This window comes from Rheinheimera sp. NSM (genome assembly GCF_052380015.1).
Classification (GTDB): domain Bacteria; phylum Pseudomonadota; class Gammaproteobacteria; order Enterobacterales; family Alteromonadaceae; genus Alishewanella.
In genome coordinates this window covers 375,367-401,836 of record NZ_JBQTCI010000004.1, presented here as the reverse complement: position 1 = coordinate 401,836, position 26,470 = coordinate 375,367, and the positions used below count along the sequence as shown (strand labels likewise).

The window sequence follows — 26,470 nt, the reverse complement described above, 5'->3', positions numbered from 1 at the left end:
TGATAAATGCAGGGATTCTAACTAACAGGCCTTCGTCGCAAGTAGAAAGCCCTTAGACCTCACACCCAAACCTGACAGGCTTTAAGCGTCTATTGCCGAAATGAATTGCCGTCCAAAAACAAAGCAATCCAACAATAATCACTGAACCGCTAAACAGCGCGAGCTTCATATCCATGGGTAGTATTATCAAGGCGCCAAGGTATTGGAACACAATAGAAGCATACAGAATTCTCGCAATAAACTTACGTGACTTATTGCGAATAAAACAAGCTCCTAATGGTGCGCCAATCACCACAATCGGGATGCAAACCAGCCAATAATCCCAGGCGGCCTCGGCAACACCCGAGCCAAACCCCTCCATCCAGAGAAACGCCATGACTGAATTGATCGCCATTAATACCACTGAAGTGGGTGTGGCCACGGTTTCGCAGGTACGGTAAAACAGCACTAGCAGCGAAAAGGTGATGATATCCAAGCCACTGCCTGTGAGTCCGCTTACCGTCCCGCCAATAAAACCAACAGCAAGCAGCCTAATAATATCTGAATTTGTTGCCGGCCCCATATCCCTCACAACCTGGCGATCCGCATGTCGGTTGGTCCAGAATAGAACACAGCCAAACGAAAGCCAGAGGCTGGTAAAGAAAAGCTTTACCAGCGGTGGGGCCATCATTGGCTGTATAACTTCGATGCCGAAGATTACGCCACAAACTCCACCCACTGATGCCAGCACTACCGCCCGCCACACAATTGGTATTCTCAGCATGATGATCGACACAGCCGCGGCTACCATGCCAACTGACTGAATCATCAATGAAAAATCGCGGGCAGTACTGGGGGGTATTTCAAAAACCAGTACCATCATCGGAAAGGCAACGGCCCCCCCCCCCTCACTGGTTGCTCCGGCAATGAAGGAACCTAATGCCATGGTCACACTCATAAACCAGTTACCCTCAAATAGATTCCAAGCATCGGCGTATGTCATATACGCTCCCCAGATTGCCCAAGTAAATAGTGCCCAATAGATGGGGACAAATCGTTTATTCAATATCATTCAGCGCTCCATATTATTGTTATCTAAACCTTAAATACCCAACGCTCATCAATTGTTACCAACAAATCATAAACGCCAAGGGCACTGCACTGTGGTAGTTTCTCGATTAATTATCGGATCGAGTCGCCACCACCCGGTACTTTTTAAACTTAAAAAACATTTTCAACCAAACAAGGAAATTTACATAAACACCCATCAACGTCCTTATCGCCCACCTTGAGTTTCTAAACGACAACAAAGGAGATTTCTCCACGGCAAATTGTTTGTTTTCCTACCTTTGCTGTTCCTCGTGCTTTTCCATACCGGCTTCCTAAGCTTATGATCTCGACAGATAGGTAAACCGTGCTGTCGACAGAGTAAGGCTGGAGGAACTCAACCTTTTCAAGGCCGACCAGAAACGGTTTGCGGCCACGGTAGCGTTCAATAGCAAAAACTGCACAAGCCCCAAGCTGCGCAAGAGCCTCCATTGGCAAAGTTAGTAACAGATTGGTGGAATTTGGGTGTGACCTCAGCCAACAGATACGTGAAGGTTGCCATTCGCCTGTTGCACTAACACCTGGTTCCAACGACAAGATGTTGTCTACAAACAACATCTCGCCTCTGTGTGGTATGAGTTCTGTTGCATCGTAGTTCATAGTATTAAAAGAAATTATTTCCTGTGACCGTCGGAATGCACATCGTTGCGCGGTGATGTTGACCCTCCAACTGGTCAATGATTATTTGCGGCAGACTGCTTCTAGAGGCTCCCCAATTCAACAACTTTCTTGCGGCCAAGAGGTCACTGGTTCGCGGAGCAGGTTCTATGCGGCAACTAACACTTCGCTTTTTGATTTCAACTCCCGTTATTCGCTCAACTGTTTCTACAACTGTTGACACGTGTTGTGGTAACCCAGTGCCAATATCTATTACAGAATGTCCCTCTATGGGAGCTAAGCAGGCAGCAACGATTGCTGAAGCTGCATCGGCGACATGGAGATACTCTCGAGGTGGCGCTTGCCGAAAAATCTTGAGCGGCGTGCCTTCGCGGGCTGCGCGAAGCGCATTGCCGATTAGTCCGAAACACGGTTCGCGATGTGCACCTGCTAAGGCTTGAAAACGCAGAGATAAACTACTTGCTTTGTAACCCGCGTAATCTGCGACCAAGGCCTCAGCTGCTCTCTTGGAACTCGCGTAAGCCAAGAGACCCTGATTAGCCATCGGCAGTATCTTTTCCTCTGAAGCCATTGCGCTGGAGGCAAATACAATTCGACTGGCATTCTGGGCTGCAGCGAGCAGCTTTTTCGTTCCAACAACGTTTGCTTCCCAATATAAATTATCAGACTGAGTTATTGTCTGGTGAGGATGGACGCCCGCGAGGTGACAAACCACGTCAGCTTGTTGCAGCATGCGCAAAGCAGTTGGCTCGGCTGCGCCTCTTAAGAATTTACTAAAAGAAATTGATTCAATTTTTACATTGGTCGCCTTAAGCGCCGCCAAAACTTGTTTGCCAAGGTAGCCGTTGGAGCCAGTTAAGACGAGACTCGGTGCTTTCTTCACAATCATTTCTTTGAGACCGTTGCCAAAAGAACAAGCTCGGACCCGACGCTGTTGATTGCAATGTCAGATTTGAGATCTGCATCGCAGATTGCTAGCTGCCAATCTTCCGAAGAGAGGAAACGGCTGGAGCAACCTCGTCTATGTTCAGGAAGGGGAAGTAGGTTCAGAAAAAACTCTTGATGGACTTGTTCACCCAAGCAACAAATCGACTCGCTAATTACAATGACACCTCCTTCATTGAGAAGCGAAGACAAAATTCGAAGTGAAGCCGGGAGAAAATGAGCATTGTGAAGTGCATTGACTGCAAACACAACATCGAAGCCTCCTGTTGAAACTTGTTTCCTCGTTGGCGCAGCATTAAAATCATAAGGTTCGAAATTGACTTCTATCAGCTCGGTAGCGCGTTGATTCAGTGTGTCCGCAGTTGAACGGAGAAGACGAGTACTTATGTCGGTAGCAAGATAGCTAACGGGTGCGGTTGCAACCTGTTCGAGAACATTCAATGCGGTTGTGGTCGCACCACCGGTACCGGCACCGATTTCGAGTACCCGCATTGGAACACCTTCTTTTACTCTTCCCGCCAGAGCGGTCGCCGCCGCTTGATTTAGAGGAGCATAGAATGGATTTGACGAACTGTAGTAATCCTGCCAGATTTGAAGCCCATCGCCAGAAAAAAGTAAATTAGTTCCGTTCGATTCACCCGCAAGGAAACTTGGGTAGGCATCTCGTGCCAGTTTCATAAAAGACATCGCCGATCCGCTTGGTAATGCAGAGGATTTGAGTGTTACTTCACGTGCCGAAGCCAATTGCAGCCATTCCAAAGCTTGCGCGCTGGAGGTGGTTGCGGATTCATTGACTCCAAATTCTGAAACTATGTCTCGCGCATAGCCGCTTACTTTTACCCATGCAGCTTCAATAAGTCGCAGGTACTCTTCATCTATGAGACTATCAACAATTGCTAGATTTCCATTTTTCATAGGCCGTTACGGTCTTCCTTGCATAGATTTAGTTTCCGTTTCCACTGATTAACATTCGTATCAACGAAGCCAACTTTGAACTGCGTTACTTTGCACATCAGGCGCAGAGAGCGCTTCAGCGACACGCCTGTTAGTTATTGCCAAGAGAATTCCGCGGCCGGTACATACAATCATCAACGCGACAAAAACACCGAAAACCACGTGAAACTCCATGAGCAAGCCATAAACAAAGGCTACTGAAAGCCCAAATACAATTTGGCCACGAGTCGAACGTGGTGTAGTGCCCGGGTCAGTTACCATATAGAGGGTGAACAGAATGAGTGCCATACCGGTTAACGGTGCTAGCGCGGCATCGAAGTCAACGTTTGGATCCAAGCTTGAGCGCAACGCCGCTTGAAGTACAAAGCCACCGAGCCAAGCAGCAATGAGGGGGATGCGTGCGGTAAAAACTATGTTCAGAAACAAACCGATAGCCGCAACAAAGATAGGAAGCATTATGTCGGCTCTGGCTCCAAGTTCTGCTGTAAATTGATATGGCGCCGCAATGCTGATTGTTTCAGGAAAAAGCAAAATCATAACCACGATTCCAAAGTTGGAAGGATTGAAAAAATGGCTGCTGCGCTGTCCAGTCCAAACTCTAAAGCAGTACTTGCTACTCATTGCGACAACCGCAGCGACGATAAAAAGATCCAAGCGATTGCTTGCGTACAGGAGCATACCCAGTGCTAGTCCCGAAATATGGGCAGGAAGCAGAAAGTCGAAAAGGGTAATCGCTTTGACCCGAACCGAAGAGCCGGCAACAGAAGCATACAAGGGGCGACGTTGTTCATGGCGTGATGCCACGGTCTCCATAAAGAGCTCAATTATGTAGCAAGTAAGCACGGCGACAAGCGGCTGCGCGATGCTTTGCTCAAAACCGAGGAAAGCATGACCGGCAATTGTGAGCAATGTTATCCCGGTTGCGAATCGACGCAGCGCTGCTACACGAAGAGCGGCAGGAGTGGCCGGACGAAGTCTTTCAACCAACCGTGTCCATGCGCCTTTATTTGGGATTACGACGGCAGTAGTATCGTTTGCCATTTTTGATTTACCTCGATAGTAGTTGAACGGACGTTTCCTTCAAAATCCCGCCATGTAATTGTCACAATTAGGGGGGATGTTGTTTTTTCAGCGAGACCCAAATGGATGTCGGTACTTTGTTGCCCGCTGTGACCGTTGCCGCCATTGACAAACGCAATTTTTCGGTCCCCAGACGGTGACTCTAAAGAGACAGTTGCACCAATTGCAGTCGACCCGCCGACGGAATGAGCGGGTTTCAGCCCGTCGAGTTTAATTGGGAGATCTTGCTCACGAACTCGAAGTAATCGAAGCCCTACATACGCTCCGCATGGCGCGCATTCGTTAACCACCAGCCGAGAATCGGCAAAATGGTTTGCTTCGACCCAATCAAGATCGCCGTCTCCATCAATATCGGCCAGAGCAATCCCTCGACTAATTCCAGCGTCATCGAGACCAGAGGCTTCGGCGACATTTTGAAATGGACTTTTCGTGTCTGCCCGACTTAAAACCACTCGCGGTGCTTCACCACTTATGTCGCCGCCGACTAAGTTAGGCCAGTTTTCCGCGTTGGGAACCAGCGCGTCATTTGCAAGAGCTATTTCTTGAATTTCAGGCCAACGGTCAATTTTTCCTCGAACAAACCCTGTGGCCTGGAGAATTTCCGGAATTCCGTCATTATCTAAATCTGCGATCTTGTTATCCCAGCTAAAGGCAGTACGCGCGGTTGCGAGCTCTTCACTGGCGTTGTAGAATTCAAGCGGGTCGTCTTCGGACCCAGAATTCAGAAAAAGCATTTGAGTTTCAAAGAGCCCCCAACGTTGCGTAATATTACTTACTACAATGTCCAAGAACCCGTCGTTGTTGAGATCGTCAATTGATACGCCCATGCCCTTGAAGGAATCTCTGCCCAGACCATGGGAAAGTGGTTCGCCGAATTTTTTGCTCCGTGCTTTGCGTGGCTCCAGCTGCAACTTTCCATTGCCTGACCTGTTGAGAAAAATCTGATCTGGACCAAAATCATTGGCGACAAAAAGTTCCGGCAAGAGGTCGCCGGTAAGATCCGCCGATGCTGAAGCAAGAGTCCAACCTTGCCCATAGTCGGGTGCAAAAATGTCGAGAGCCATCTCGAAATTTCCAGGCTCTCCCGGCTTTTGGAGCAGGATTCGATTCATGCCGCCATTAAAAGCCCGCGAGAAAGAAGAATGCATCGAGACCCTTCGGCGCGATTTAGTATCGAGCAGTTCTGAACCGTCTGGGAAGTAATTGCCGACGAAGATATCCAATAATCCATCGCCGTTAAAATCGGCGATGTGCACAGTGTTTGTATACCAATCGTATGCTTGTTTTTGAGTATCAAGGATATCCGATGCGGAGAAACTCCAATTACCTCTGTTTACGAAGAGGGCTGGCGCACGTCCCCAGTAATAAACCAACACATCGGACCAGCCGTCGCTATTTAGATCGACGATTCGACACCCCATTGGCGCTATTGCGTCTGCAGCGCCGGGCGGGCGCAGAAAACCATGGACACTATGCGCAGGTTTACTTGGATCGGAAGATACAGTGCCAATCGAAACCGTATCAGAACGAGGATCCACAAGGCACAAGTTATTCATAAGGCCATCACCATCCAGATCACCTAATGCAGCACTAGCCCCGGCGGCACTGATCCAAGACGCAATGTGTTTGACAGAAGGGTTTACTAATCGCTCTTTTTGCAAAGGAGTAGTGGCCGGAGGCAGCGGACGCAACGTTAATGGAAGTGACTTTGAAGTTTTCGCAACCGGATAAGTGGTTGCGAAAAATCCAAATGCCAACGCCAATGCAAGCACAAGAAACTTAATAGTTTTCAAAAAAAATCTCCTCCAAGTAACTGTTATTTCACATCTGTTTAATAAATCCGTGCTTTACGGCGGCGACGATTGCCTCGTAACGGTTCTCTGCTCCGAGACTGCGATAAAGAGCTTTCATCCGACGGTGCATGGTGCGTTCTGAGGCGTGTTCTTCACGGGAGATTTCCGCGATACTGAGCCCCGCAGCTAATTTGTTGAGAGTTCTGACAGATCGGTTGTCTAGAACGACTGGCCGACTGTCTGTAAGTTGACTCAAGAATTCACCGACGATTGAATGTGGCAGTCGCACAGCCCCCTCAAAAGTGGCTGCGAGGGTTTTGATAATCTCCGCGGGATTAGCGCCGTAGCAGACCGCTCCGGATGCTCCCGCGTTCAAAACGCGGGCGTAACGATCACTGGTGTTTTCGAGTAGAAGAGCGATCGTTTGAACCCTCGGGTCGAATTTCTGAATACGACCCAGGGTCACAAAATCTTCCTCTTCTCTAATAGAGTGCAGAATCGCGAAACGGCAATCACTAACGCCTTGGGCTGCCCGAAATTGTGCGAGCCAACTCAGGACATCCTCGGGCTCGGCTACCTCGTAGCCGGCGATTTTGAGGGCATCCATAAGTCCGCGGCGATAGGCTGGTATCACGTCTCGGACAGCGCAAATGTACCGTTCAAAACTCATCATGAGATCTCGTATTGTTGGAAGTCGGCCCGAAGTTCATCCTGCCAGTCTGTATAAACATTTGTTGGGCAGTCATTGATTGAGCGCGGTTCAACTAAACATCTCGAAATGAGTCCCTGGGCGAACTGTTTTTTGCAGGGAGTCATCGACGAAAGCCAGCTGGAAAAAATAGCCGGAGTTGACATGGCCCTGGCAGTTAATCCAAATGCATAGCCCTGCATATAAGCTGATTTGTTAGCACAGATCGTGGATGGGAATGTGGAAGTCGGCGAAACCATCCCTGCGAAGCCTGAGGCTAAACCAAGACCAGAATCGAGGTCTGCGGATAACTCTTTTCCCACTCTTTGCCTCTGGCGTTCAATAATTGAAACGTTCGCAGTTGTGAGGAACCATAAAGCTCTGCCGTATCCCTGAACCCACAGCCTTTTCTTTGCGTTTGAAACAGACGGGATCTTTAAATCAAAGTATGGAGGGCGGGCGAAAAGGAAGGCACGCGCAAAGGCCGCACCATCAATTGTAATCGCACTGAAGACACTAGCTGCACTAATTGAGTTTTGAAAACTTTGTGTGTAACGTGGCATAAACGCGTACCACCAACCCCATCCGGCGTATATAACATGCTTGAATCCGGGTAGATGGTAAAGTAATTCAGCCGGCCCTTCAGAAGCCTTAAAAACAGGCAATACACGAGAAGCAGTGAGTGCCAACGAGGCTCCTTCAACGTAGAAAGGCTTGAAGAATTCCTCGCAGTTGCCTTCAACGTGCCTAATCGAAGCGCCTGAATCGCCGGTTGTAATGGTTTCGCTGAAGCCAGAAAAGAACGTCGAAGCTATCTTTGTAACTAAGCTCCTATTCGAATTGGTACAACGAAAGGCAGAAACGCGCCGCTCCACGATCCATTTTAGAATACCAGGAAGCTTGGCCGGCAGTGAATTTTCGCCTAATACTGAAGCGTCCGTCATCGGTTTGCCTTTGTTGCGACGTTTTCAATGAACCGGACCGCATCATCGTCGATTGGGGGGACAGCCAACGCCTCCCTTTGAAGCTTACGTGCTTGTCGCCGGAATTTTGGATTCTCCAAAACAAGTTTCACGGCGTCAGCAACTTCAGAAGAACTCAGTGTTGTCCAGTCAAGTTGAACTGCCGACCCTTTTTCGCAAAGTCTATTTGCAATCTCAAAGCCATCAAAGAGCAGGGGAACTGCAACGATCGGCACGCCGCAGACGATGGCTTGTCGTGTTGTTGATGGGCCACCATGCGTTACCAAAAGGTCGATGTTTCGCATCAAGAGCGGTTGCGGCGCCCAATCGACCACGTGGACGTTTTTGGGAATCTCATGTTCATCAATAACCTGTTCACCGTTCCAGTTTAGACTCTTGCCAACCGAAACAATTGCATTAGCGTCAATCAAACCGAGACCGTCGACGACGTTTCGCAGCGCAGTCCCAAAACCAGGAATTGTTGCAGCAGCAGTACCGAAACTTGCATAAATCAATGGTTTTTCGGCGTCTGAAATGTTGGCAATCCAATCAGGGAGAGTATCTCCCCTGCCGACACCGTCAACTCGAACAGAGAAAGTGTTCGGCAGCGTTAGTTCTTCAGGCGCAAATGTTGGGCACATCATATTGATGTGTCCAAATGCATATTGTCTTGAACCATCCGCATCAACTGGCAAACCGAGTTCTGCTCGTCGTTCATTTAATGCTGCGACAATGCGGTCCCCCAGAAACATGCCATTGAAATCTAAAACGCCTAAAGAAATGTGCGGTAGATCGGCCATCTCGGCTGCTAACATTCCTCCCATCTCGCCAGAGTCACGCAAAACGATGTCGGGTTTCCAACCATCGATAATTGCTTTGACATCTTTTGCCATCGAGGTGGCGGCCGGCCCGCATAGCATTTGGGCCATGAAGTCTTGTGTAAACTCCTCCATCTTTTCGGGGAGAATCTCATCCACGCTGTCATCAATCGCTTTGGGTATCCAGTCCTCGCCGGCATCGAAATGCTTCAAGCCTGCGCTAGTCACAACTTCCTTAAAATGTTCCAACACTGCGATTGCCACGTCGTGGCCTTCACGCATCGCTGCTTCCGCAATCGGAAGTAATCCCAGCAGGTGATCGTGGGCGGGTGGACAAGTTACTAAAATTCTCATTACTTTTACCTTAATATTTATTGTTCAACGTTGCTTCGAAGTGAATCTGAGCAGGTAATTCGATTTTGTAGCATGGTAACAGCGTCGAAAGCCGCCTCTAGGGCGCCGTCGAGAAATGGCCGGTCAGTAACGTCCGCACCAGCGATGGCTATGCGCCCGACGCCGCGCGCAAGTCCTTTTTTTTCTTCGAAAGAAGCGACCGATTCGTCTCTATAATCAAGCGAGGTTGTGTAGCATGGGTAGCCATTGGGCCATAGCTCAACCTGACAGGCGTGAATGTCTTTTTGCGCATCAAATCCATAAGGACCAAGTGCGCATTCCAGTAACCGTATCAGTTCATCGCGCAGTTTTTCTGCTTGATTCGGCTGATTTAGAAATTCGCGCCCCATGGCTGCGGCGACTGAAGGTCTTTCATTAAGGTAAGTTGTTGCGCCGATTGCAGTAATAGTGTTTGGTTTGTCAGGCGAGTCAGGCGGAGTAAAAGCACCAATTTTGACTGGAAATCCAAGTTCAGCGCGTTGCCAAGACGGGTGGCCGGGCCAACTCAGGCTAGAGACGCCAAGTTGAACCCATGGCCTCCAATTTGACACTGCCACTGTGGCAGTTAAAATCGGCAGCCGGCCCATTGCCGACGCGGTCGTCTTTTGCTCTTTGCTTAAAGCTGGAATAATTGCTTCACACTCGGTCGCCCAAGTCGCTACAATTACAGCAGAACCACAGTATTTGGCACAACGACCATCTGACGTTGTTGTTTCAACGATAACTTTCTCTTCGCCTGCCGACTTGATGTTCCTAACAGTTTCATTGACATGGAAGCGACGTGACGCCGCTGGATTGCGCAATTTTTCGAAGTCAATGGTTTCGCCTAATCGGGTGGCTGCAGAGTCACCGTTGAAAATGTCGGGGCGGAGCCACGCTAAAAAGGCTCGTGCAATTGTGGCGTTACCGTCAGGAAATCGATAGGTCGCCCGTGAAGAACTGTTGAAAAACTGTGAACCAGCTTGGGTTAAACCTGGCCATGGTCCCGGCAAGTCAGGTGCCAGCGCTCCTATTGGCGGATATCCAACAAGCGCTGCATCAAGCGCAGGGTGCAGGCTAAAAGGCAAGCCAGAACTTGGTGAAGTCCAATATGCAAAGAAACGTTCAACTTCAGGGTGACATTTACCGAAGTCAGTTAGAACTTCTGTACATGACCGGGATTGAAGTGCCTGAAGCTTTGCAGTTTCGTCAAGTCCTTCGAACCAAGGGACTTCGCCCTTGAAAATCTTTGAAATCTGGCTCTTGGCTTCATCGCAGAGCGGGGCATCCGAAAGCACGATGCCTTCGGAACTCCATAAAGCTATACCATCTCGCCCCCATTGATCTGCAGAAAAGCAAAACGCATGATTTTTTGCCCCGCGGCTACGATAGTGCGAAAAATCAATGCTCTTCAACAGGTCGTCAATGTCGATGCCGATCGTGGTCATTGTTGATCTGACAATGGAAGAAAATGACTCCGGAAAGGTCAGCTCTTGCGCACCACCAGGTGCCGCCATGGAATGTCCATTGACCTTGAAATGATGAGCAACAGATGACCCGCCAATCCTGGAGCTCGCTTCAATTATTAAAATTTTCGCTGAGGCATCAATCCGCGAACACCAATAGAATGCAGCTGCCAGACCTGAAAGGCCTCCACCAACTACTATTAGATCAAAGTCAGAACTAGACATCGTCGAAATTCACCCTTTTGATTCCTGTTTGTTAGCTATATCACGCTGGTAAGATTTGGCATTGCAACGGCCAAGTACGATGGCTCCATAGAACCCAGCGAAAGCTGCGGATGCTTTCACCGCCACGTTAATTTCGGTAGAGCGCCAATCGCAGATCTCTGCAAATAACAGGTCTGTTTGGGAAGTATCTTGCGGAACGTTGTGCGGAAGTTGCTGGGCGTCGATTATCTTTGCCAGGATTGCGGCTTCCAGAATTGAAGAGCCTCCCAGATTGTGGCCGAACAGTGGTTTCAGGGGCAGGCAATAGGGCGCTTTTGTGCTCTTTGCCCAAACATCTTGTAAACAACGTCGCTCGTACTGATTAGTCGATCGTATGCCCGTAAAATGTGGGATAACAACGTTGACATGCTCTGGATCAACGAAAGCAGCACTGAGAGCTCTTCGAATGGCACGTGCCTGATTGGCCTTCTGAGGGTGGGGGGCGCTCACACGCCAACCGTCTTGGGTGAATCCGGCACCGAGGTATTCGGCATAAATTCGAGCTCCACGGGCTATAGCATGATCGCGGTCCTCGAACACAAGTGCCGTACCTCCATCACCGAACACAGTCCCACTGGCATCCGAAGAGCAAGCCGACAGTTTACCGCTAAGCTCGTAAAGACCTCGCTTCGCAAACCACTCAAATTTTCCGGAGCTTAGCGGATCATCGCAGCCTGCCGCTATTGCGATAGGAGCTCTATTATTGCGGATTTGCGATGCCGCGCAGTCCATCGCGTTTAGACCGGAAGTGCACGCTGAATTAACATGAAAGCACTCGCCGCCTAATCCAAATACGCGGGCAACCCTGTACGGCACAAGGAATGAATTAAGTTCAAAGACTTTATCTGAAAGAGATGCGCTTTTTGCGTCAGAAAAACCTTGGTAGAGCTCTCTGGAGAGCTGCTCGACGCCAGGATGTTCATCAGCGACAACAACACCGATTTCATCAAAGTCAACATCGGCAGACCGAACGTTGGCATCATCAAGCGCAAGACCTACAGCTGCTATCAGGTGCTTCAGGTCGCGAGGGTAGTCAAGGCACTCTTTTTCAAGCTGAACTCTTGAAAGTGCAGTTTCGAACATACCGCTAATTGAGTATTCAGGTGCCATGTAGGCTTGAAACTGTGTCATAGCTCCAGCTGGACCGGGAACCTTAACTGCGGTTGCTAACGGTCGCTTGGTGCGGATGCTCTGCCAAGTTTCCTCGATTCCAATTCCTGCAGCGGAGACGATGCCAATGCCGGTTATGACTGGACGAGGTTGGGGTCTGTTCATGCCGACAGGCCCCCATCGACTGTAAACGTCTGACCTGTGATGTAGCTTGCTTGTTCAGAAGTCAGGAAAGCGACAAGCGTTGCGACTTCATGGGGCTGCCCAAAACGCCGGAAAGGAATATTGGCGAGGAAATGTCGGGTTGCTGCGGGAGGCAAGTCGGCTGTCATTTCGGATTCAATCAATCCGGGTGCTACAGCATTTATAGAAACGCCAAATTGACCGACTTCTCGAGAGACAGAACGAACGAAAGCTTCCATACCTGCTTTGCTGGCTCCATAATTGCTTTGTCCCGCCAGACCGTTGCTCCCCGAAACAGAGGTAATAAAGACTATGCAACCACTCTTTGCCTGTGTCATCGACTTCAAGGCCAAGCGAACAAAGTCTGCAGCACCTCTTAAGTTTGTGTTCAGGACCGCGTCCCAATCCTCCGTTGTTTGGAAGATTTGTGGCCTGTCCCTACGAATTCCCGCGCAATATATTAAGTTGTCGGGCTCCCCCAACCGGGCAACAAGGTTAGAATAGGCCTCTGCAACGCTTTGACGATTGCTGGTATCGCATTGAACTGCACAGTGCAGACTCTTCTCTGGATCAATGTTTGCGATTAAAGTGAGCAGTTCTTCTTTCCGTGAGTGATAGGTTCCACCAACCCGTTGACCTTTTGCTGAAAGCTCAGCAAAAACAGCCTGACCTATTGCACCGCTGGCTCCGATCACAAAGCTCACGGGCTGCTTCTTGTATGTATCCTTTGAACTGTCTTTCATGAAATGCGCTCCTCAGTTCGGAGCTCACTTTTATTGAATTTATTGGCCCAGTTTATAACGCTTTCTGCGCTGCCAATTGCCGCCTCTAAAGTCAGCTGTTCGACTGAGCCAGCATAATTTCTTCCAAGGAATTCTGGTCTTGTTGCCAACGCTGTAATCGAAGCGACTGTCCCATCAGAATCGCCATCAGACTCATACACACCGCAAAATACTAAGTCAGCGCAGCCTGCCTCAAGTAACGCAAGCGACTGTTGAAACGCAGAGCTATAGCTGAACGTTCCAGACGAGACCACGATGTTGGGGCCACGGCAATCGGCGGCTATAGCCGCAGCGCCTACAGCTGCATTGTGAACCGTCCATGGAAACAATCCCGGATTAACGAGCGCGTCGCCTTTTTCTAGTGACTCGGTTAAGAACAGTTCAATGTCTGCACCGGCTCCTGTTTCGGTTCCAAGAACAATTCCACGTCTTTGAGGATCGGGAAGTACAGCTTTCTCGGCATTTTCAAGCCAACGCTCTATAGCCGCTACGACAATTGCTGCACGTTTAGACCGAAAACGCCGGACGAGAAACTGCAACCTGTCCCGGTCGAGCTCGGGCAAGCATTCATCGCTCCCCTGATTGAGCGGGTAGTCAAATGCGATACTAGCTGTAGCGTAGTAAATTTTCGGCTGTTCAGATTTGGACCTAATTACCCGAGGAACGCCTCGCTGTTGAGGGCGGCCAAGCGCTATGCTTGTGTTGTTTCCGAAAAACGCAAATGCATTGTTGAGAACCAGATCTATTTTGCAGTTGGTTTCGCTACCTGACACGAAATTCAAGTTCAGCATTGTCTGGTCTTTTACACCCAGTTGAGGTATTAACTTCTGATTTTGAATGCCCAAAACACACGCGACCAGTTCAATTGCACTGGCAGCCCCAAGCGAATGTCCAATTGTGCCTTTTAGCGAACTTAAGGGGGGGCATTTTGAGCCAAAGAAGTTTGTGTAGCCCTCTGCTTCAGCGGCATCATTCTGTGGTGTCCCGGTTCCATGGGCGCAAACGTAGTCGACTTGAGTAGAAGATAAGCTTCCCAATGCGGACCGCATGGCTCGCACAATGCCTTCGCCTTCTGAATCAGGCGCAGTTGGATGCTTAGCATCGCAGGTCATGCCGTAGCCAAGGATTTCAGCAAGCGGTTTGATCCCCCGGGCTGCTGCATGTTCTGCCGACTCGATTACAACGAAAGCTGCACCTTCGCCCAAAAGCATGCCATCGCGGTCTTCGGAAAAGGGTCGACATTTTTGCGCAGCCATGCCACGCATTCGGGCGAAGCCGACGAATGCCATCTGTGAAAGTTCTTCAGCGCCACCTGCAACGACTAGTTCTGCTAAACCGGATTCGACAAGTTGACAAGCTCGAATTACTGCAAGATTTCCGGCGGAACATGCAGTTAGAAACATTTGAACAGGTAGGTTGTCTCGAGAAAGTGAAATGGCTCGTTGCAAACTTTGATCAACTTTAAGCTGCATCGGGATGTCGATACCGTTAGATTTGCGGGCCCGAATCTCCACTTCGAGAGATGCAATGTCGCCGACAGTTGTCCCAACCAAAACTTGATCCACATCTGATGCATTACAGTTTGCCTGAGCCATTGCCTCTTTTTGAGCTGCCGCCGCGAACGCACAAATTCGGGATTCAGACAATAGTTCTTTATCTAGCGTTTCAAAACCGGGAACCCAGGGGCCGATTTCGCTAGCAATCCGATTTGGGATTCCGGTTGGCGAGAATAGCGAAATTTCCCGGAATCGATCTTCTGGCGATTGTATTCCTGTCCAGAAACGCTCAGCACCAATTCCTGCACTGGAAACGACGCCAACGCCTGTAATTACCGGTGTTCTGCTACTCATGCGCTGGAAGCCTCTGAAATTTCTTTCACGACGCGTTCTGCGTAATTGATGATCTCATTAACTGTATCGAGCTTCGGAATGTTTTTTTCAGGAAACATGAAACCAAAATGACCCTCGACTCGCGCGACAAGCTCAATACTCCCAAGCGAGTCCAATCCAATGTCCGACAACGAGGTATTTGGTGTGACGTCTTCAGGATCGACCCAAGCCAGCGTCGCCGCAAGCTCGCAAAGGTCTTTCTCCAGTTTTCCGCTGGTATTGTTTGTCATAGACTAAGCCCTCTCACTTTGGATTTAACTGGTTTTCGGAGACTCTCCGTGATGCGCCTTAGTTCGCCAATAACGCGAAGTTGGTCGTCAATTTGAAGCGACGGGTACATTGGCAGAGAAAATATCTCATTTGCCGATCTCTCGGTGATTGGAAGATCCCCGACTTTCATACCGAGATATCCAAATCCCGACATCAAATGAATTGGCCAGCGATAGGAAACATTAAGGTTAATACCGACCTGCTTAAGCTCGTTAAGAATCACATCTCGTTCGGGATGTCTAACAACGTAGAGATAGTATGCGTGTTCATTTCCAGGTGAAATTGTCGGAATCCCAATTTCAGTGTCTGCCAGCCATTCGTCATAACGTGCAGCAATCGCTCGCCTTGCGCTTAGATAGCCCGGCAGCTTCTTTAACTTATAACGTAGTATTTCAGCGTGAACTTCATCCAGTCGACTGTTGAAACCTGGTGTATCTTCTACAAAATATCGGTCCTTCATACCATAGTAGCGTAGTTGACGAACGCGTTCCGCGATCTCGTCATCATTGGTGATAACAGCCCCGCCATCACCATAAGCTCCAAGGATTTTCGTCGGATAAAACGAGAAAGCTGCAGCGTTCCCGAAGGTGCCGACAATTTTCCCATTATGGGTGGCTCCGTGAGCCTGTGCGCAGTCCTCAACGACAGTAAGTCCGTATTTTTGCGCTATTTCACAAATTGAACTCATATCTGCCGCCTGCCCATAAAGATGGACAACGACGATGCAAGTTGTTTTTGCCGTTATGGCTTCCTCAATCTTAGAAGCATCGACGAGAAAGCTGCCATTTTCCTCTATATCGACAAGTACGGGTTGAGCTCCAATTGAATTGATAGCGACAGCTGTTGGAGCTGCAGTATTAGCTACTGTGATTACTTCATCCCCAGCACAAATACCGACAGCTCTTAGTGATAGAATTAAAGCGTTCGTGCCATTATCGACGCCGATACAATGACGAGAGCCATGGTACGAAGCGAATTCATCCTCGAACCCCGCTACGCTTCTGCCCAAAATCAATTGACCCGAGCTAAATACTCTGTCAACCGACGCAAGTATTTCCTCTCGATCATTTTCGTATTCTCTTCTATAGCTCCAAACGCCAACGTCCGTGTTTTGAAACATTTCTACTCCCTAAGAATTCACGTCGCCAATCAAGACAGCTCTACATTTCTTGAACGAACAGCACGGTGTTTCCGGCTGGATCGCTGACTTGCGCAAGCTTGATGAATCCCAGGTCCTCAGTCTCGCTAGCAGCAACACCAGCATTTTTACAAGTTGTTCTCTGTGTTTCGATATTGCGGACGCCGCAAACTACAAATGATTTACCTGCAAGGCTTGGATCAGGAGCAACCGAAACTTGAATCCAGGCGTTTTCTGCCAGCTGCCATTCGGCGATTCCCTCATCAGGTGTAACATCTGGCTTGCGCCCAAGCCATTTGGCGTACCATTCGACGGCGCCATCGAAATCAATCACGTGAAGTACGGAAACGACACTAGTAAAGTTGTTATTCGACATTCCTGACTCTCCTAATTAAATTAACTTGATGTATCTGTGGGTTAAGTATATGTAAACATTGTTGTTGCACTGGATGCTAAACGCAAAAAAAGTTAATTGCAACTGGAAAATTAAAAATAAAAAGATATTTAATGTTAAATTATGTGTGAAAAGTGAGCGCTGCAAAGGCAGGGTTCGAAAAGGACATGCATATCCGCTTTTAAGCCAGAGGCTTGTAATCCATAGTATGCTTTTAAAAGATACTTAGCCTTATAGGATAGTCGTGCTTCTAAGTACGCGGCCCCTCCGAAAGAAGGGGGGCATTACTTTCAAACTGAATCAGTTTCCTTTCTTCCAGTGCATATCGCGCTATATGATGGCGACGTCACACATATATTGCCAAATGAAGGAATGTCGTATTTAACCAAGCCGGTAAACAATTAGAGTGAGTTATGCCAGGGGGTCGGTAGCACAGAGGGAGTACCGAGCTATTTTCAGGAAGTAGGGTAAAACGACAAGCCTTTAAAAATGGTGGCCCCAGCTGGACTCGAACCAGCGACCGATCGATTATGAGTCGAGCGCTCTAACCAACTGAGCTATGGGGCCATTTCCGCTTTGAATACCAGACGGTATAAGCAGCGGCGTGCAGTATAAGAAGTTTTGCCGGCTTTGTCATCTGGCTTATCTGTCCGGCCGGGTTTAACTGCTTATTTTTTGTGCGGTATAAAGTAAAAAGGCGCCGTAAGGCGCCTTTTTGTCTACTTAGCTTACTCGTCCAGGAAGCTTTTTAATACTTCAGAGCGTGACGGGTGGCGTAGTTTACGCAGTGCTTTGGCTTCAATTTGGCGAATACGCTCACGTGTTACGTCAAACTGTTTGCCCACTTCTTCCAGCGTATGATCGGTATTCATATCAATACCAAAGCGCATGCGCAGCACTTTGGCTTCGCGCGCAGTTAAACCTGCCAACACTTCGTTAGTCGCGTTTTTCAGGCTTTCCATGGTGGCTGAATCCAGCGGTGATTCACCGGTGGCATCTTCAATAAAGTCACCCAGATGCGAGTCTTCATCATCACCAATCGGCGTTTCCATTGAAATCGGCTCTTTGGCAATTTTCAGCACCTTACGGATTTTATCTTCCGGCATTTGCATGCGCTCAGACAATTCCTCCGGTGACGGCTCGCGGCCCATTTCCTGCAACATCTGGCGGGAAATACGGTTTAACTTGTTGATGGTTTCAATCATATGCACCGGAATACGGATGGTGCGGGCCTGGTCCGCGATAGAGCGGGTAATGGCCTGACGGATCCACCAGGTAGCATAGGTAGAAAACTTGTAACCACGACGGTATTCAAACTTATCTACTGCTTTCATCAAGCCGATGTTGCCTTCCTGAATTAAATCAAGGAACTGCAGACCACGGTTGGTGTATTTCTTCGCGATAGAGATAACCAGACGTAAGTTAGCTTCTACCATCTCTTTCTTGGCGCGGCGGGCTTTGGCTTCGCCAATCGACATGCGACGGTTAATATCTTTAATTTTAAAGATACTTAAGCCGGTTTCTTCTTCTACTTTTTTCAGTTTTTCAATGCTGCGAACCAACTCTTCCTGCATTTCTTTCAGCTTGGCGGAGTAAGGCTTATTGGCAGCAATTTCAGCGTCTACCCAAGCGGTAGAGGTTTCAAAACCGGTAAAGGCTTTAACGAAGTTTTTCTTCGGCATCTTGGCGTATTCAACGCAGTGCTTCATGACGATGCGTTCCTGCACCCGCACACGGTCCATCATTTCGCGCATGTTTTTAACCAGGCGATCGAACTGTTTTGGTACCAGACGGAAGCAGCGGAACACTTCGCTTAATTTTTCAATTTCTACTTTGGTGGTGGCGTGTTCGCGGCCGTTTTTCACAATAGAGTTACGGGTAACGTCGTACTGGGTACGCAGTTCGCCGAACTTCAGCCGGGCCATTTCCGGATCCGGGCCGGTGTCGCCGTCGTCAGCATCGCTGTCATCGTCGTCATCGTCGTCGCTGTCATCGTCGTCCATCTTATCTTCCGGCACGTCAGAACCGATATGGCTACCGGCAACCGGTGCCTCATCAATTTCGTTCGGGTCGATAAAAGCAGTAACAATGTCGCTTAAGCGAATTTCTTCGGCTTCGTACTTGTCCCACTGTTCCAGCAGATAAGTAATGGCTTCCGGATATTCGGCTACTGAGCTTTGCACGGTGTTGATACCGTCTTCAATCCGTTTGGCGATGTCAATTTCGCCTTCGCGGGTTAATAGCTCAACGGTGCCCATTTCCCGCATGTACATCCGTACCGGGTCGGTAGTGCGGCCCAGTTCTTTGTCTACGCTGACTAAGGCTTGCGCAGCTTCTTCCACTGCGTCTTCATCTGTGGTGGCATCGGTCATGATCAGATCGTCGGCATCCGGGGCGCTTTCAAACACCTGAATGCCCATGTCATTGATCATGCGGATAATGTCTTCTATCTGATCTGAATCGATAATGTCTTGCGGCAGGTGATCGTTCACCTCAGCAAAGGTAAGATAACCTTGCTCTTTACCTTTAATGATCAGGAGTTTTAACTGCGACTGAGGATTTTGCTCCATAGAGACTTATCTTCCACCAATTTGATTAATGTAAAATTGCGAACTAGCGATTATAACAAAGCGCGGCTTTTCTAGCCAGCCGCATTAGGTCGCAAGCTTTGGTTTTTTGCTTTTTAATGCCTGCAGCAACAGTTTGTATTCATGCCATTCGGCTTTACTCAGCTGTTGCAGCTTGTCTTTCCGTTCCAGGGCTTCCAGCCGTTGTTGCAGATACTGATCCTCAATAGAGTGAAAGGTATCGACAAATTCCTGTGATAACTGTTCCGGTGCTATCTGGTGATCCCAGGCCGCCAGCGTCATTAAAATATTGTGCTCGGGTAAATCACGCCACTGTTCGATCAATTGTGCCGTGGTTAAATCCGCTTGTTGTTGCAGCCGTTGCTGCAGCGCCAGTAACAAGCCAATGCCCGGAATATTGGCATCGCCAAGCTCGGGCGCGTCCGGCATCACGTTCACTAAATTGGGGTACTGCAGCAATAAACCAATAGCACGGCGCATCGGCGTTATTTTCATCGCCGCCGGTTTTACCCGGTTTGAGGCGCGGCTTACTGCGGCTTTGCTGCGCTCACGCGGCTTGCCCAGCAGGTTGGCCAATTTATCGCTTAAACTGTCGCGGTAAAATTCACTGGGAATTTGTTTAATCAGTTCAGTTGCTTTTACCGATAACGCCGATTTGCCGCCGTCTGTGGTCGGGTCAAATTCTTGTACCAAGTGCTCAAAAAAGTATTGGTTTAGCGGCATAGCGCCGGCGATACGTTGTAAAAAGGCGTCTTTACCTTCTTTTTGTACTAATGAATCCGGGTCTTCGCCGTCCGGCAAAAACACAAAATTTAACTCTACGCCATCTTTTAATTGCGGCAGGGCGCTTTGCAATGCACGCCAGGCGGCATCACGGCCGGCACGGTCTCCGTCGTAGCAGCACACTACTTTAGGCGTGTAGCGAAACAGCGTATGCATATGATCCGACGTAGTGGCAGTGCCTAAACAGGCGACAGCAAAGCGGATATCGTGCTCGGCCAGCGCGACCACATCCATATAGCCTTCTACCACCAGTATTTGTTCGACATGGCCCGGTTGCTGGCGTACTTCATATAAGCCATACAGCTCGCGGCCTTTGTGAAACAGCCGGCTTTCCGGTGAATTCAAATATTTTGGCGTGCCATCACCCAATACGCGGCCACCAAAGGCAATAACGCGGCCACGCTTGTCGCGGATTGGAAACATTAAGCGTTCGCGAAAAAAATCATACTCGCGGCCATTGTCGTTACGGTTTATCAACCGCAGCTCAAACAGCTGATCGCGCAGCGCTTTATTATTGTTCGGGCTTAAGCGTTTTAACAGGTTATCCCAGCCATCCGGGGCATAACCTATGGCAAAATCGGCCAGGGTTTTACTGCTTAAGCCGCGCTTGGCCACATACTGCTGCACCATGGCAGCATTGGGGTGGCTTTGCAGTTGTTGCTGATAAAACTCAGCGGCTTGCTGCATTAAGTGGTAGTCATCGGCTTGGGCCACAGGGCGTTTGGGGCCGGCACCTTGCTCGCGCGGCACTTCAAGATGGTGCTGCTGCGCCAGCTCTTCAATGGCTTCAACAAACTCGAGTTGTTCAAACTCCATCATAAAGCTGATGGCATTACCGTGCGCGCCACAGCCAAAGCAATGGTAAAACTGCTTGTCGGGGCTAACGGTGAAAGAGGGCGATTTTTCGCTATGGAACGGACAACAGGCAGCGTAATTTCTACCGGCTTTTTTCAGCGGTACGCGCTGGTCTATCAGTTCAACGATGTCGGTGCGGGCCAACAACTCGTCGATAAACTGTCTGGGGATTTGTCCTGCCACCTTTTTCCTTCGGCGTTATTCAGAAAAAGACAAACCGTGCCTTGCGGGCACGGTATGCAGATGTCGACTTTGCGCTGTTACATCGGGCTGGTCTTTGCTATTAGCGTTGCTGGCAATAATGTGCGCAGCAGACAGCACCGGTGTCGCTAAGCGGGTACTAAAAGCCGGTTAGGCTTAGTACAGCTTGATGCGACGTGCGTTTTCGCGAGACAGCTTCTTAGCATGACGCTTAACAGCTGCTGCTTTTTTACGCTTACGGATCCAGGTTGGCTTCTCGTAGAATTCTTTAGCGCGTACGTCAGCTAATACACCAGCTTTTTCGCATGAGCGCTTGAAACGACGTAATGCTACGTCAAACGGTTCGTTTTCTTTTACTTTAACAACAGGCATTAAATTCTCACCTCAGGGCCAAATTGGTTATCTGTGAACCAATACGATTAAAAATGGTGCGGCATTTTACGCAAAAAGACTGGGCGATGTAAAGCAGTTCTGCGATCTAAATCCGATCCTCTGGCTCTGAGTGAACTGAGCCGGTACAATGGCCGCCATTTTAGCGGATTTGAGACACAGATGCGAGTTTTAGGTATAGAAACGTCCTGCGATGAAACCGGTATTGCCGTGTATGACGACAAGCTGGGTTTATTAAGCCATGTACTGTACAGCCAGATCCCGCTGCACGCCGATTACGGCGGTGTGGTGCCGGAGCTGGCCTCGCGCGACCATATCCGTAAAACCATTCCGCTGATAAAACAAGCACTGCGCGAAGCCAACTGCGCTGCCGCCGATATTGATGGCGTGGCCTATACTGCAGGCCCGGGCCTGGCCGGTGCTTTGCTGGTAGGCGCGGCTATCGGCCGTTCATTAGCCATGGCGTGGGGCAAACCGGCGCTGGCGGTGCACCATATGGAAGGCCATTTATTGGCGCCGATGCTGGAAGCTAACCCGCCGCAGTTTCCGTTTCTGGCACTGTTGGTATCCGGTGGCCACACCCAGTTGGTGGCGGTAGAAGGTATTGGCCGTTATGAGCTGTTAGGCGAGTCTATTGATGATGCAGCCGGCGAAGCCTTTGATAAAACGGCCAAGTTAATGGGGCTGGATTACCCTGGCGGCCCGTTGCTGGCTAAGTTGGCGGTGCAGGGCGACAGCAAAAAATATAAGTTTCCGCGGCCGATGACCGATCGGCCGGGACTGGATTTCAGCTTTAGCGGACTAAAGACCTCGGCGGCGAATGTAATAGCCAAAGAAGGTAACAGTGCGCAGGTGCAGGCTGATATCGCCGCGTCGTTTCAGCAGGCTGTGGTAGATACTTTGGTGATTAAATGCGAGCGGGCGCTGCTGCAAACCGGTTACAAACGCCTGGTGATAGCCGGTGGTGTCAGCGCCAATACTTCGCTACGTGAGCAATTAGCGCAGTTACTTAAGCGCCACGGTGGTGAGGTGTTTTACCCGCGTAAAGAGTTTTGCACCGACAATGGTGCCATGATAGCGCTGGCGGGGTATTACCGCTTAGCAGCCGGGCAGCAGCAGGATTTAACTATTGGGGTAACGCCGCGCTGGCCAATGCAGGATTTGCCGGCGGTTTAACTACTCCCGGATCCGCTTGGACTTATCCCAGACTTTACTTTCCTTACCTTGCCATAGCCGGACGATATTCTCGCGGTGGCGTACAATAATCAGAATGCTCAGCATCAACACCGGTATGGTATACAGCGGTTTAATAAACCAGGTAAACAGCGGCGCTAAGCTGACGGTTAAAATAGCTGCCAGCGAGGAATAGCCACTTAGTGCCACGATAATCAGCCAGCTGGCAATCAGCAAACCGGCCAAATCCAGCCCAATCGGCATCATGGCGCCAAAGGCCGTAGCCACCGCTTTGCCACCTTTAAAGCCAAAAAACAGCGGAAAAATATGGCCGACACAGGCACAAATAGCAATTAAGCCGAGAAACAGCGGCTCAATTTTAAGAAAGTAAGAACCCCATACCGGAATGGTGCCTTTTAAAATATCAAACAGCAGTACCAAAATGGCCGGCAATTTACCGCCCAGACGCAGCACATTAGTGGCGCCCGGGTTGCAAGAACCGTGTAAGCGGGGATCGGGTAAGCGAAACAGCTTGCTGACCAGCACTGCCGACGAAACGGAGCCTAATAAATAGGCAGCCAGCATCATAATTCCAATCAGCGGGGTCATTAAGGCGGTTCCTCAGCACCAGTTTTTACGTTAAGATTGCCCTATGGCGTAGCGCCAGCAGAATATAGGGTTTTCGCGGTTTTGCCTATCCGACCAGCCTACCTGAAACGAGAAATAACGCAATGCGGATGTAACTGAATGGACATAGTTTTTATAAAACAGCTACAAGTTGATACCGTGATTGGCGTATACGATTGGGAAAAGGCGATAACGCAAAGCTTATTTCTCGACCTGGCGCTAACGGCAGATCAACGCAGTGCGGCAGCAACAGACGATATTAAATTAACGCTGGACTATGCGGTGATTGCCGAAAAAGTCACAGCGCTGATTACTGCTGCGCCGATAGAGCTGATTGAAACCGTCGCTGAACGTGTGGCACAGCTGCTGCTGAGCGAGTTTGCCACCACTAAGGTGGAAGTAACGGTAAGCAAACCCGGCGCGGTTAAGCAGGCGCAAACAGTGGGTGTGCATATTGTCAGGAGCCGCAGCTAATGGCGCGTATTTATATCAGCATTGGCAGCAATATAGAGCGCGACTATTATGTCCGGGCCGGAGTACAGGCATTGCAGCAGCACTTTACCGCCGTGCAGCTGTCGTCTGTGTATGAGAGCGAGGCGGTCGGTTTTAGCGGTGATGCGTTTTACAATATGGTGGCCGGTGCCGATACCGATTTAACCATTGCGCAGTGCGTAGCGCTGTTAAAGCAGATAGAAGATCAATACGGCAGAGTACGTGGCGGCGAAAAGTTCAGTGGCCGTACGCTGGATTTAGACCTGCTGACCTATGACGACGTAATATGTAACACCCCCGTTATTTTGCCGCGGCAGGAAATAACCGAAAATGCTTTTGTGCTGTGGCCGTTGGCCGAGTTAGCGCCGGCTATGTTGCATCCGGGCAGCGGACAAAGCTATGCCAGCCTGTGGCAAAACTATCGTAAACAACAAAAACTATGGCCGGTGCCATTTAACTGGAGTGACAAGCATTGAGTACAGTGGAAGTTATCATTTTAGCTATTATTCAAGGTCTTACTGAGTTTTTACCTATTTCGTCTTCAGCCCATCTTATTTTACCTTCTGCTGTATTTGGCTGGCAGGATCAGGGCATTGCCTTTGACGTGGCGGTGCATGTTGGCACCTTGCTGGCGGTAATGTTGTACTTCCGGCAGGATATTGGTCGCTTAACCGTGGGCTGGGTACACAGCTTTAGCGGCCGGCACAGTACTGACAGTAAACTGGCGTGGTGGGTAATACTGGCCACTATCCCGGCCGGTTTGGCCGGTTTGTTGGCAGCAAAAGCAGATTTGGTTGAAACCCTGCTGCGTTCGCCCTGGGTTATTGCCTGCACCACTATAGTGTTTGGTTTGGCATTGTGGTGGGCGGATGCTACCGCGAAGCAGCAACAGGCTATGGACAAATTAAGCTGGAAGCAAGCGCTGTTTATTGGTGCGGCGCAGGCGTTGTCAATTATTCCCGGCACCTCACGCTCTGGTATCACCATGACTGCAGCTATGTTAATCGGGCTGGATAAAGTCAGTGCTGCGCGGTTCTCATTTTTATTGTCTATTCCTATTATTGTGCTCAGCGGCGGTTATCAGGGCAGTAAATTATTGGCTGAACCGCAGCAGTATGACGTAGCCGGTATTTTACTGGGTACAGTGCTGGCTTTTATCAGTGCCTTAATTTGTATTCATTTTTTCCTGAAAATTATCAGCCGTATGGGCATGTTACCTTTTGTTATTTACCGTTTGGCATTAGGTGCCGGCCTGATTATTTTCCTTGGCTGGTTTGCCGGCTAAGCATTAAGCCATTGCTGCTTCGCGGCCTTTATGGCCGCAAGGCGGCAGCGCTGTAAGCCCTGCTTTATCGCCTCACCGCTCAAACCCTGTGCTACCAAATCTTTGGCGTTTACCTGGCGCGCCGCGCTTGCCAGCGCCTGCAGGTAGGCTGCCTGCGGGTATTCTGCCTGTTCAAAGCCGGTACGGCCGCGCAAGTCTGCTGTACAGCACAGCAATATCGCTTCTAAGCGCTCTGGTTTACGCCACACATCTATCGCATTAAACAGTTTTAATACCGTGCTGCTTTTAAGCTCGCGGGCGCGATGAATAAGCTGATGATACTCACACACCAGTAACGCCAGCTCACGGCAATCATTAGGTACCCGTAATCTGTCGCACAGCTGCTTGATCAGTGGCAGACCACTGTGTTCATGGCCATGATGCGCCGGCCAAAGCTCCGGTTTGGTGGCACCTTTACCTAAGTCATGCACCAGGGCGGCAAAGCGGATATCCAACCGTGCTGATAAAGCCGCGGCTTGCTGCAGCACCATTAAGGTGTGCACGCCGCTATCAATTTCCGGATGCCACTGCGGTGGTTGCGGTACGCCCCATAAGACGGCCAGCTCCGGCATCAGCACCTGCAAGGCGCCGGTATCATACAGCAGTTGAAAATACGCCTGCGGCGTTTGTTCGCTCAGCGCTTTGGCGGTTTCCTGCCACACCCGCTCCGGTGTCAGGCTGCTAAGCTCATCACTTAACCGCTGCATTAACGCTTGGGTTTCGCTTGCAACAGTAAAGCCTAAATGGGCATAGCGGGCATAAAATCGTGCTACCCGCAGCACGCGCAGCGGGTCTTCAGCAAAGGCGTCGGAGACATGGCGCAGAATCTTATTTTCGATATCGGCTGCACCAGCAAAGGGGTCAACTAAAGTGCCGTCATCGGCCTGCGCAATAGCGTTTATCGTTAAATCGCGGCGCAGTAAATCCTGCTCCAGTGTAACGTCCGGAGCGGCATAGACGCTAAAGCCGGTGTAACCTTTACCGCTTTTACGCTCGGTCCGGGCCAGCGCATGTTCTTCTTTGGTTTGTGGATGCAAAAATACCGGAAAGTCTTTACCCACCTGCTGATAACCGGCATCGAGCATTTGTCGTGGGGTGGCGCCCACTACCACCCAGTCCCGCTCGTGAAACGGGTAGCCCAAAAGACTGTCGCGTACTGCTCCACCTACCAGATATCGTTGCACCGGCTTTCCTGTTGGCTGATTTTTTGCCATTATACCTGTCG

General features: G+C 49.7%; 25 protein-coding genes and 1 tRNA gene. 4 read left to right on the top strand and 22 right to left on the bottom strand.

The genetic code is table 11. The features are described 5' to 3' along the window. Window positions 1-52: 52 nt before the first annotated feature. The 20 genes from ACTZWV_RS14090 to rpsU form a co-directional block, all read right to left on the bottom strand. Window positions 53-982, bottom strand: a complete 930-nt coding sequence (locus ACTZWV_RS14090) for a sulfite exporter TauE/SafE family protein (RefSeq protein ID WP_444787158.1) — start codon at window positions 980-982, stop codon at window positions 53-55. Between the two features lie 293 nt (window positions 983-1,275). Next, window positions 1,276-1,644: a hypothetical protein gene (locus ACTZWV_RS14085; protein WP_444787157.1), complete on the bottom strand. Its 369-nt coding sequence runs from the start codon at window positions 1,642-1,644 to the stop codon at window positions 1,276-1,278. A gap of 46 nt (window positions 1,645-1,690) precedes the next feature. Beyond that, entirely contained in the window at window positions 1,691-2,593 is a 903-nt protein-coding gene (locus ACTZWV_RS14080) for an NAD-dependent epimerase/dehydratase family protein (protein WP_444787156.1), read from the bottom strand. Further along, window positions 2,590-3,564 (bottom strand): L-histidine N(alpha)-methyltransferase, encoded by a 975-nt coding sequence (locus ACTZWV_RS14075; RefSeq protein ID WP_444787155.1) that lies wholly within the window; start codon window positions 3,562-3,564, stop codon window positions 2,590-2,592. Before ACTZWV_RS14075 ends, ACTZWV_RS14080 begins: the two co-directional genes overlap by 4 nt. A gap of 60 nt (window positions 3,565-3,624) precedes the next feature. Continuing rightward, window positions 3,625-4,644 (bottom strand): hypothetical protein, encoded by a 1,020-nt coding sequence (locus ACTZWV_RS14070; protein ID WP_444787154.1) that lies wholly within the window; start codon window positions 4,642-4,644, stop codon window positions 3,625-3,627. Beyond that, window positions 4,617-6,476 (bottom strand): FG-GAP repeat domain-containing protein, encoded by a 1,860-nt coding sequence (locus ACTZWV_RS14065; RefSeq protein WP_444787153.1) that lies wholly within the window; start codon window positions 6,474-6,476, stop codon window positions 4,617-4,619. Before ACTZWV_RS14065 ends, ACTZWV_RS14070 begins: the two co-directional genes overlap by 28 nt. Before the next feature lie 28 nt (window positions 6,477-6,504). Continuing rightward, complete coding sequence (locus ACTZWV_RS14060) at window positions 6,505-7,083, bottom strand: LuxR C-terminal-related transcriptional regulator (protein WP_444787152.1); 579 nt, start codon at window positions 7,081-7,083, stop codon at window positions 6,505-6,507. 62 nt (window positions 7,084-7,145) lie between these two features. Next, window positions 7,146-8,108 carry a DUF1702 family protein gene (locus tag ACTZWV_RS14055; protein ID WP_444787151.1) on the bottom strand — a complete coding sequence of 321 codons (963 nt, stop codon included), beginning with the start codon at window positions 8,106-8,108 and terminating at the stop codon, window positions 7,146-7,148. Next, window positions 8,105-9,298, bottom strand: a complete 1,194-nt coding sequence (locus ACTZWV_RS14050) for a glycosyltransferase (RefSeq protein ID WP_444787150.1) — start codon at window positions 9,296-9,298, stop codon at window positions 8,105-8,107. The genes ACTZWV_RS14055 and ACTZWV_RS14050 overlap by 4 nt, the downstream gene beginning before the upstream one ends. Before the next feature lie 17 nt (window positions 9,299-9,315). Next, window positions 9,316-11,007 (bottom strand): NAD(P)-binding protein, encoded by a 1,692-nt coding sequence (locus ACTZWV_RS14045; RefSeq protein WP_444787149.1) that lies wholly within the window; start codon window positions 11,005-11,007, stop codon window positions 9,316-9,318. Window positions 11,008-11,016: 9 nt separating this feature from the next. After that, window positions 11,017-12,321, bottom strand: a complete 1,305-nt coding sequence (locus ACTZWV_RS14040; protein ID WP_444787148.1) for a beta-ketoacyl synthase N-terminal-like domain-containing protein — start codon at window positions 12,319-12,321, stop codon at window positions 11,017-11,019. Further along, window positions 12,318-13,082 carry an SDR family oxidoreductase gene (locus ACTZWV_RS14035; protein WP_444787147.1) on the bottom strand — a complete coding sequence of 255 codons (765 nt, stop codon included), beginning with the start codon at window positions 13,080-13,082 and terminating at the stop codon, window positions 12,318-12,320. Before ACTZWV_RS14035 ends, ACTZWV_RS14040 begins: the two co-directional genes overlap by 4 nt. Beyond that, the gene (locus ACTZWV_RS14030) at window positions 13,079-14,971 is read right to left on the bottom strand and encodes a beta-ketoacyl-[acyl-carrier-protein] synthase family protein (protein WP_444787146.1); all 1,893 of its coding nucleotides are present in this window, start codon (window positions 14,969-14,971) and stop codon (window positions 13,079-13,081) included. The genes ACTZWV_RS14035 and ACTZWV_RS14030 overlap by 4 nt, the downstream gene beginning before the upstream one ends. Then, complete coding sequence (locus tag ACTZWV_RS14025; protein WP_444787145.1) at window positions 14,968-15,240, bottom strand: acyl carrier protein; 273 nt, start codon at window positions 15,238-15,240, stop codon at window positions 14,968-14,970. The genes ACTZWV_RS14030 and ACTZWV_RS14025 overlap by 4 nt, the downstream gene beginning before the upstream one ends. Continuing rightward, entirely contained in the window at window positions 15,237-16,400 is a 1,164-nt protein-coding gene (locus tag ACTZWV_RS14020; RefSeq protein ID WP_444787144.1) for a DegT/DnrJ/EryC1/StrS family aminotransferase, read from the bottom strand. Before ACTZWV_RS14020 ends, ACTZWV_RS14025 begins: the two co-directional genes overlap by 4 nt. 40 nt (window positions 16,401-16,440) lie before the next feature. Beyond that, on the bottom strand, window positions 16,441-16,794 hold the full coding sequence (locus tag ACTZWV_RS14015; protein ID WP_444787143.1) for a VOC family protein: 354 nt from the start codon (window positions 16,792-16,794) through the stop codon (window positions 16,441-16,443). 508 nt (window positions 16,795-17,302) lie between these two features. Beyond that, window positions 17,303-17,379, bottom strand: a tRNA-Ile gene (locus tag ACTZWV_RS14010). Window positions 17,380-17,540: 161 nt separating this feature from the next. Beyond that, entirely contained in the window at window positions 17,541-19,382 is a 1,842-nt protein-coding gene (gene rpoD / locus ACTZWV_RS14005) for an RNA polymerase sigma factor RpoD (protein WP_444787142.1), read from the bottom strand. 84 nt (window positions 19,383-19,466) lie between these two features. Further along, a complete protein-coding gene (gene dnaG, locus ACTZWV_RS14000) occupies window positions 19,467-21,221 on the bottom strand; it encodes a DNA primase (protein ID WP_444787141.1) in 1,755 nt (584 codons plus the stop codon). Between the two features lie 174 nt (window positions 21,222-21,395). Next, window positions 21,396-21,611, bottom strand: coding sequence for a 30S ribosomal protein S21 (gene rpsU, locus ACTZWV_RS13995; protein WP_027671378.1), 216 nt, complete (start codon window positions 21,609-21,611; stop codon window positions 21,396-21,398). 180 nt (window positions 21,612-21,791) lie between these two features. On the opposite strand from rpsU, the gene tsaD reads away from it, so the two are divergent. After that, the gene (gene tsaD / locus ACTZWV_RS13990; RefSeq protein WP_444787140.1) at window positions 21,792-22,805 is read left to right on the top strand and encodes a tRNA (adenosine(37)-N6)-threonylcarbamoyltransferase complex transferase subunit TsaD; all 1,014 of its coding nucleotides are present in this window, start codon (window positions 21,792-21,794) and stop codon (window positions 22,803-22,805) included. Here the strand turns inward: tsaD and plsY are convergent, their stop codons facing one another. Continuing rightward, the gene (gene plsY, locus ACTZWV_RS13985) at window positions 22,806-23,411 is read right to left on the bottom strand and encodes a glycerol-3-phosphate 1-O-acyltransferase PlsY (RefSeq protein ID WP_305555975.1); all 606 of its coding nucleotides are present in this window, start codon (window positions 23,409-23,411) and stop codon (window positions 22,806-22,808) included. Between the two features lie 138 nt (window positions 23,412-23,549). Between plsY and folB the strand changes: the two genes are divergently transcribed. Genes folB through ACTZWV_RS13970 form a run of 3 tightly spaced genes read left to right on the top strand, consistent with a single transcriptional unit; the run spans window position 23,550 to window position 25,206 of the window. Then, window positions 23,550-23,903, top strand: coding sequence for a dihydroneopterin aldolase (gene folB / locus ACTZWV_RS13980; RefSeq protein WP_444787139.1), 354 nt, complete (start codon window positions 23,550-23,552; stop codon window positions 23,901-23,903). After that, window positions 23,903-24,397 (top strand): 2-amino-4-hydroxy-6-hydroxymethyldihydropteridine diphosphokinase, encoded by a 495-nt coding sequence (folK, locus tag ACTZWV_RS13975; RefSeq protein ID WP_444787138.1) that lies wholly within the window; start codon window positions 23,903-23,905, stop codon window positions 24,395-24,397. Before folB ends, folK begins: the two co-directional genes overlap by 1 nt. Next, a complete protein-coding gene (locus ACTZWV_RS13970; RefSeq protein ID WP_444787137.1) occupies window positions 24,394-25,206 on the top strand; it encodes an undecaprenyl-diphosphate phosphatase in 813 nt (270 codons plus the stop codon). The genes folK and ACTZWV_RS13970 overlap by 4 nt, the downstream gene beginning before the upstream one ends. Here ACTZWV_RS13970 and ACTZWV_RS13965 read toward each other — a convergent pair. Continuing rightward, window positions 25,203-26,429 (bottom strand): multifunctional CCA addition/repair protein, encoded by a 1,227-nt coding sequence (locus ACTZWV_RS13965; RefSeq protein WP_444787136.1) that lies wholly within the window; start codon window positions 26,427-26,429, stop codon window positions 25,203-25,205. The genes ACTZWV_RS13970 and ACTZWV_RS13965 overlap by 4 nt on opposite strands. Window positions 26,430-26,470: the final 41 nt, after the last annotated feature.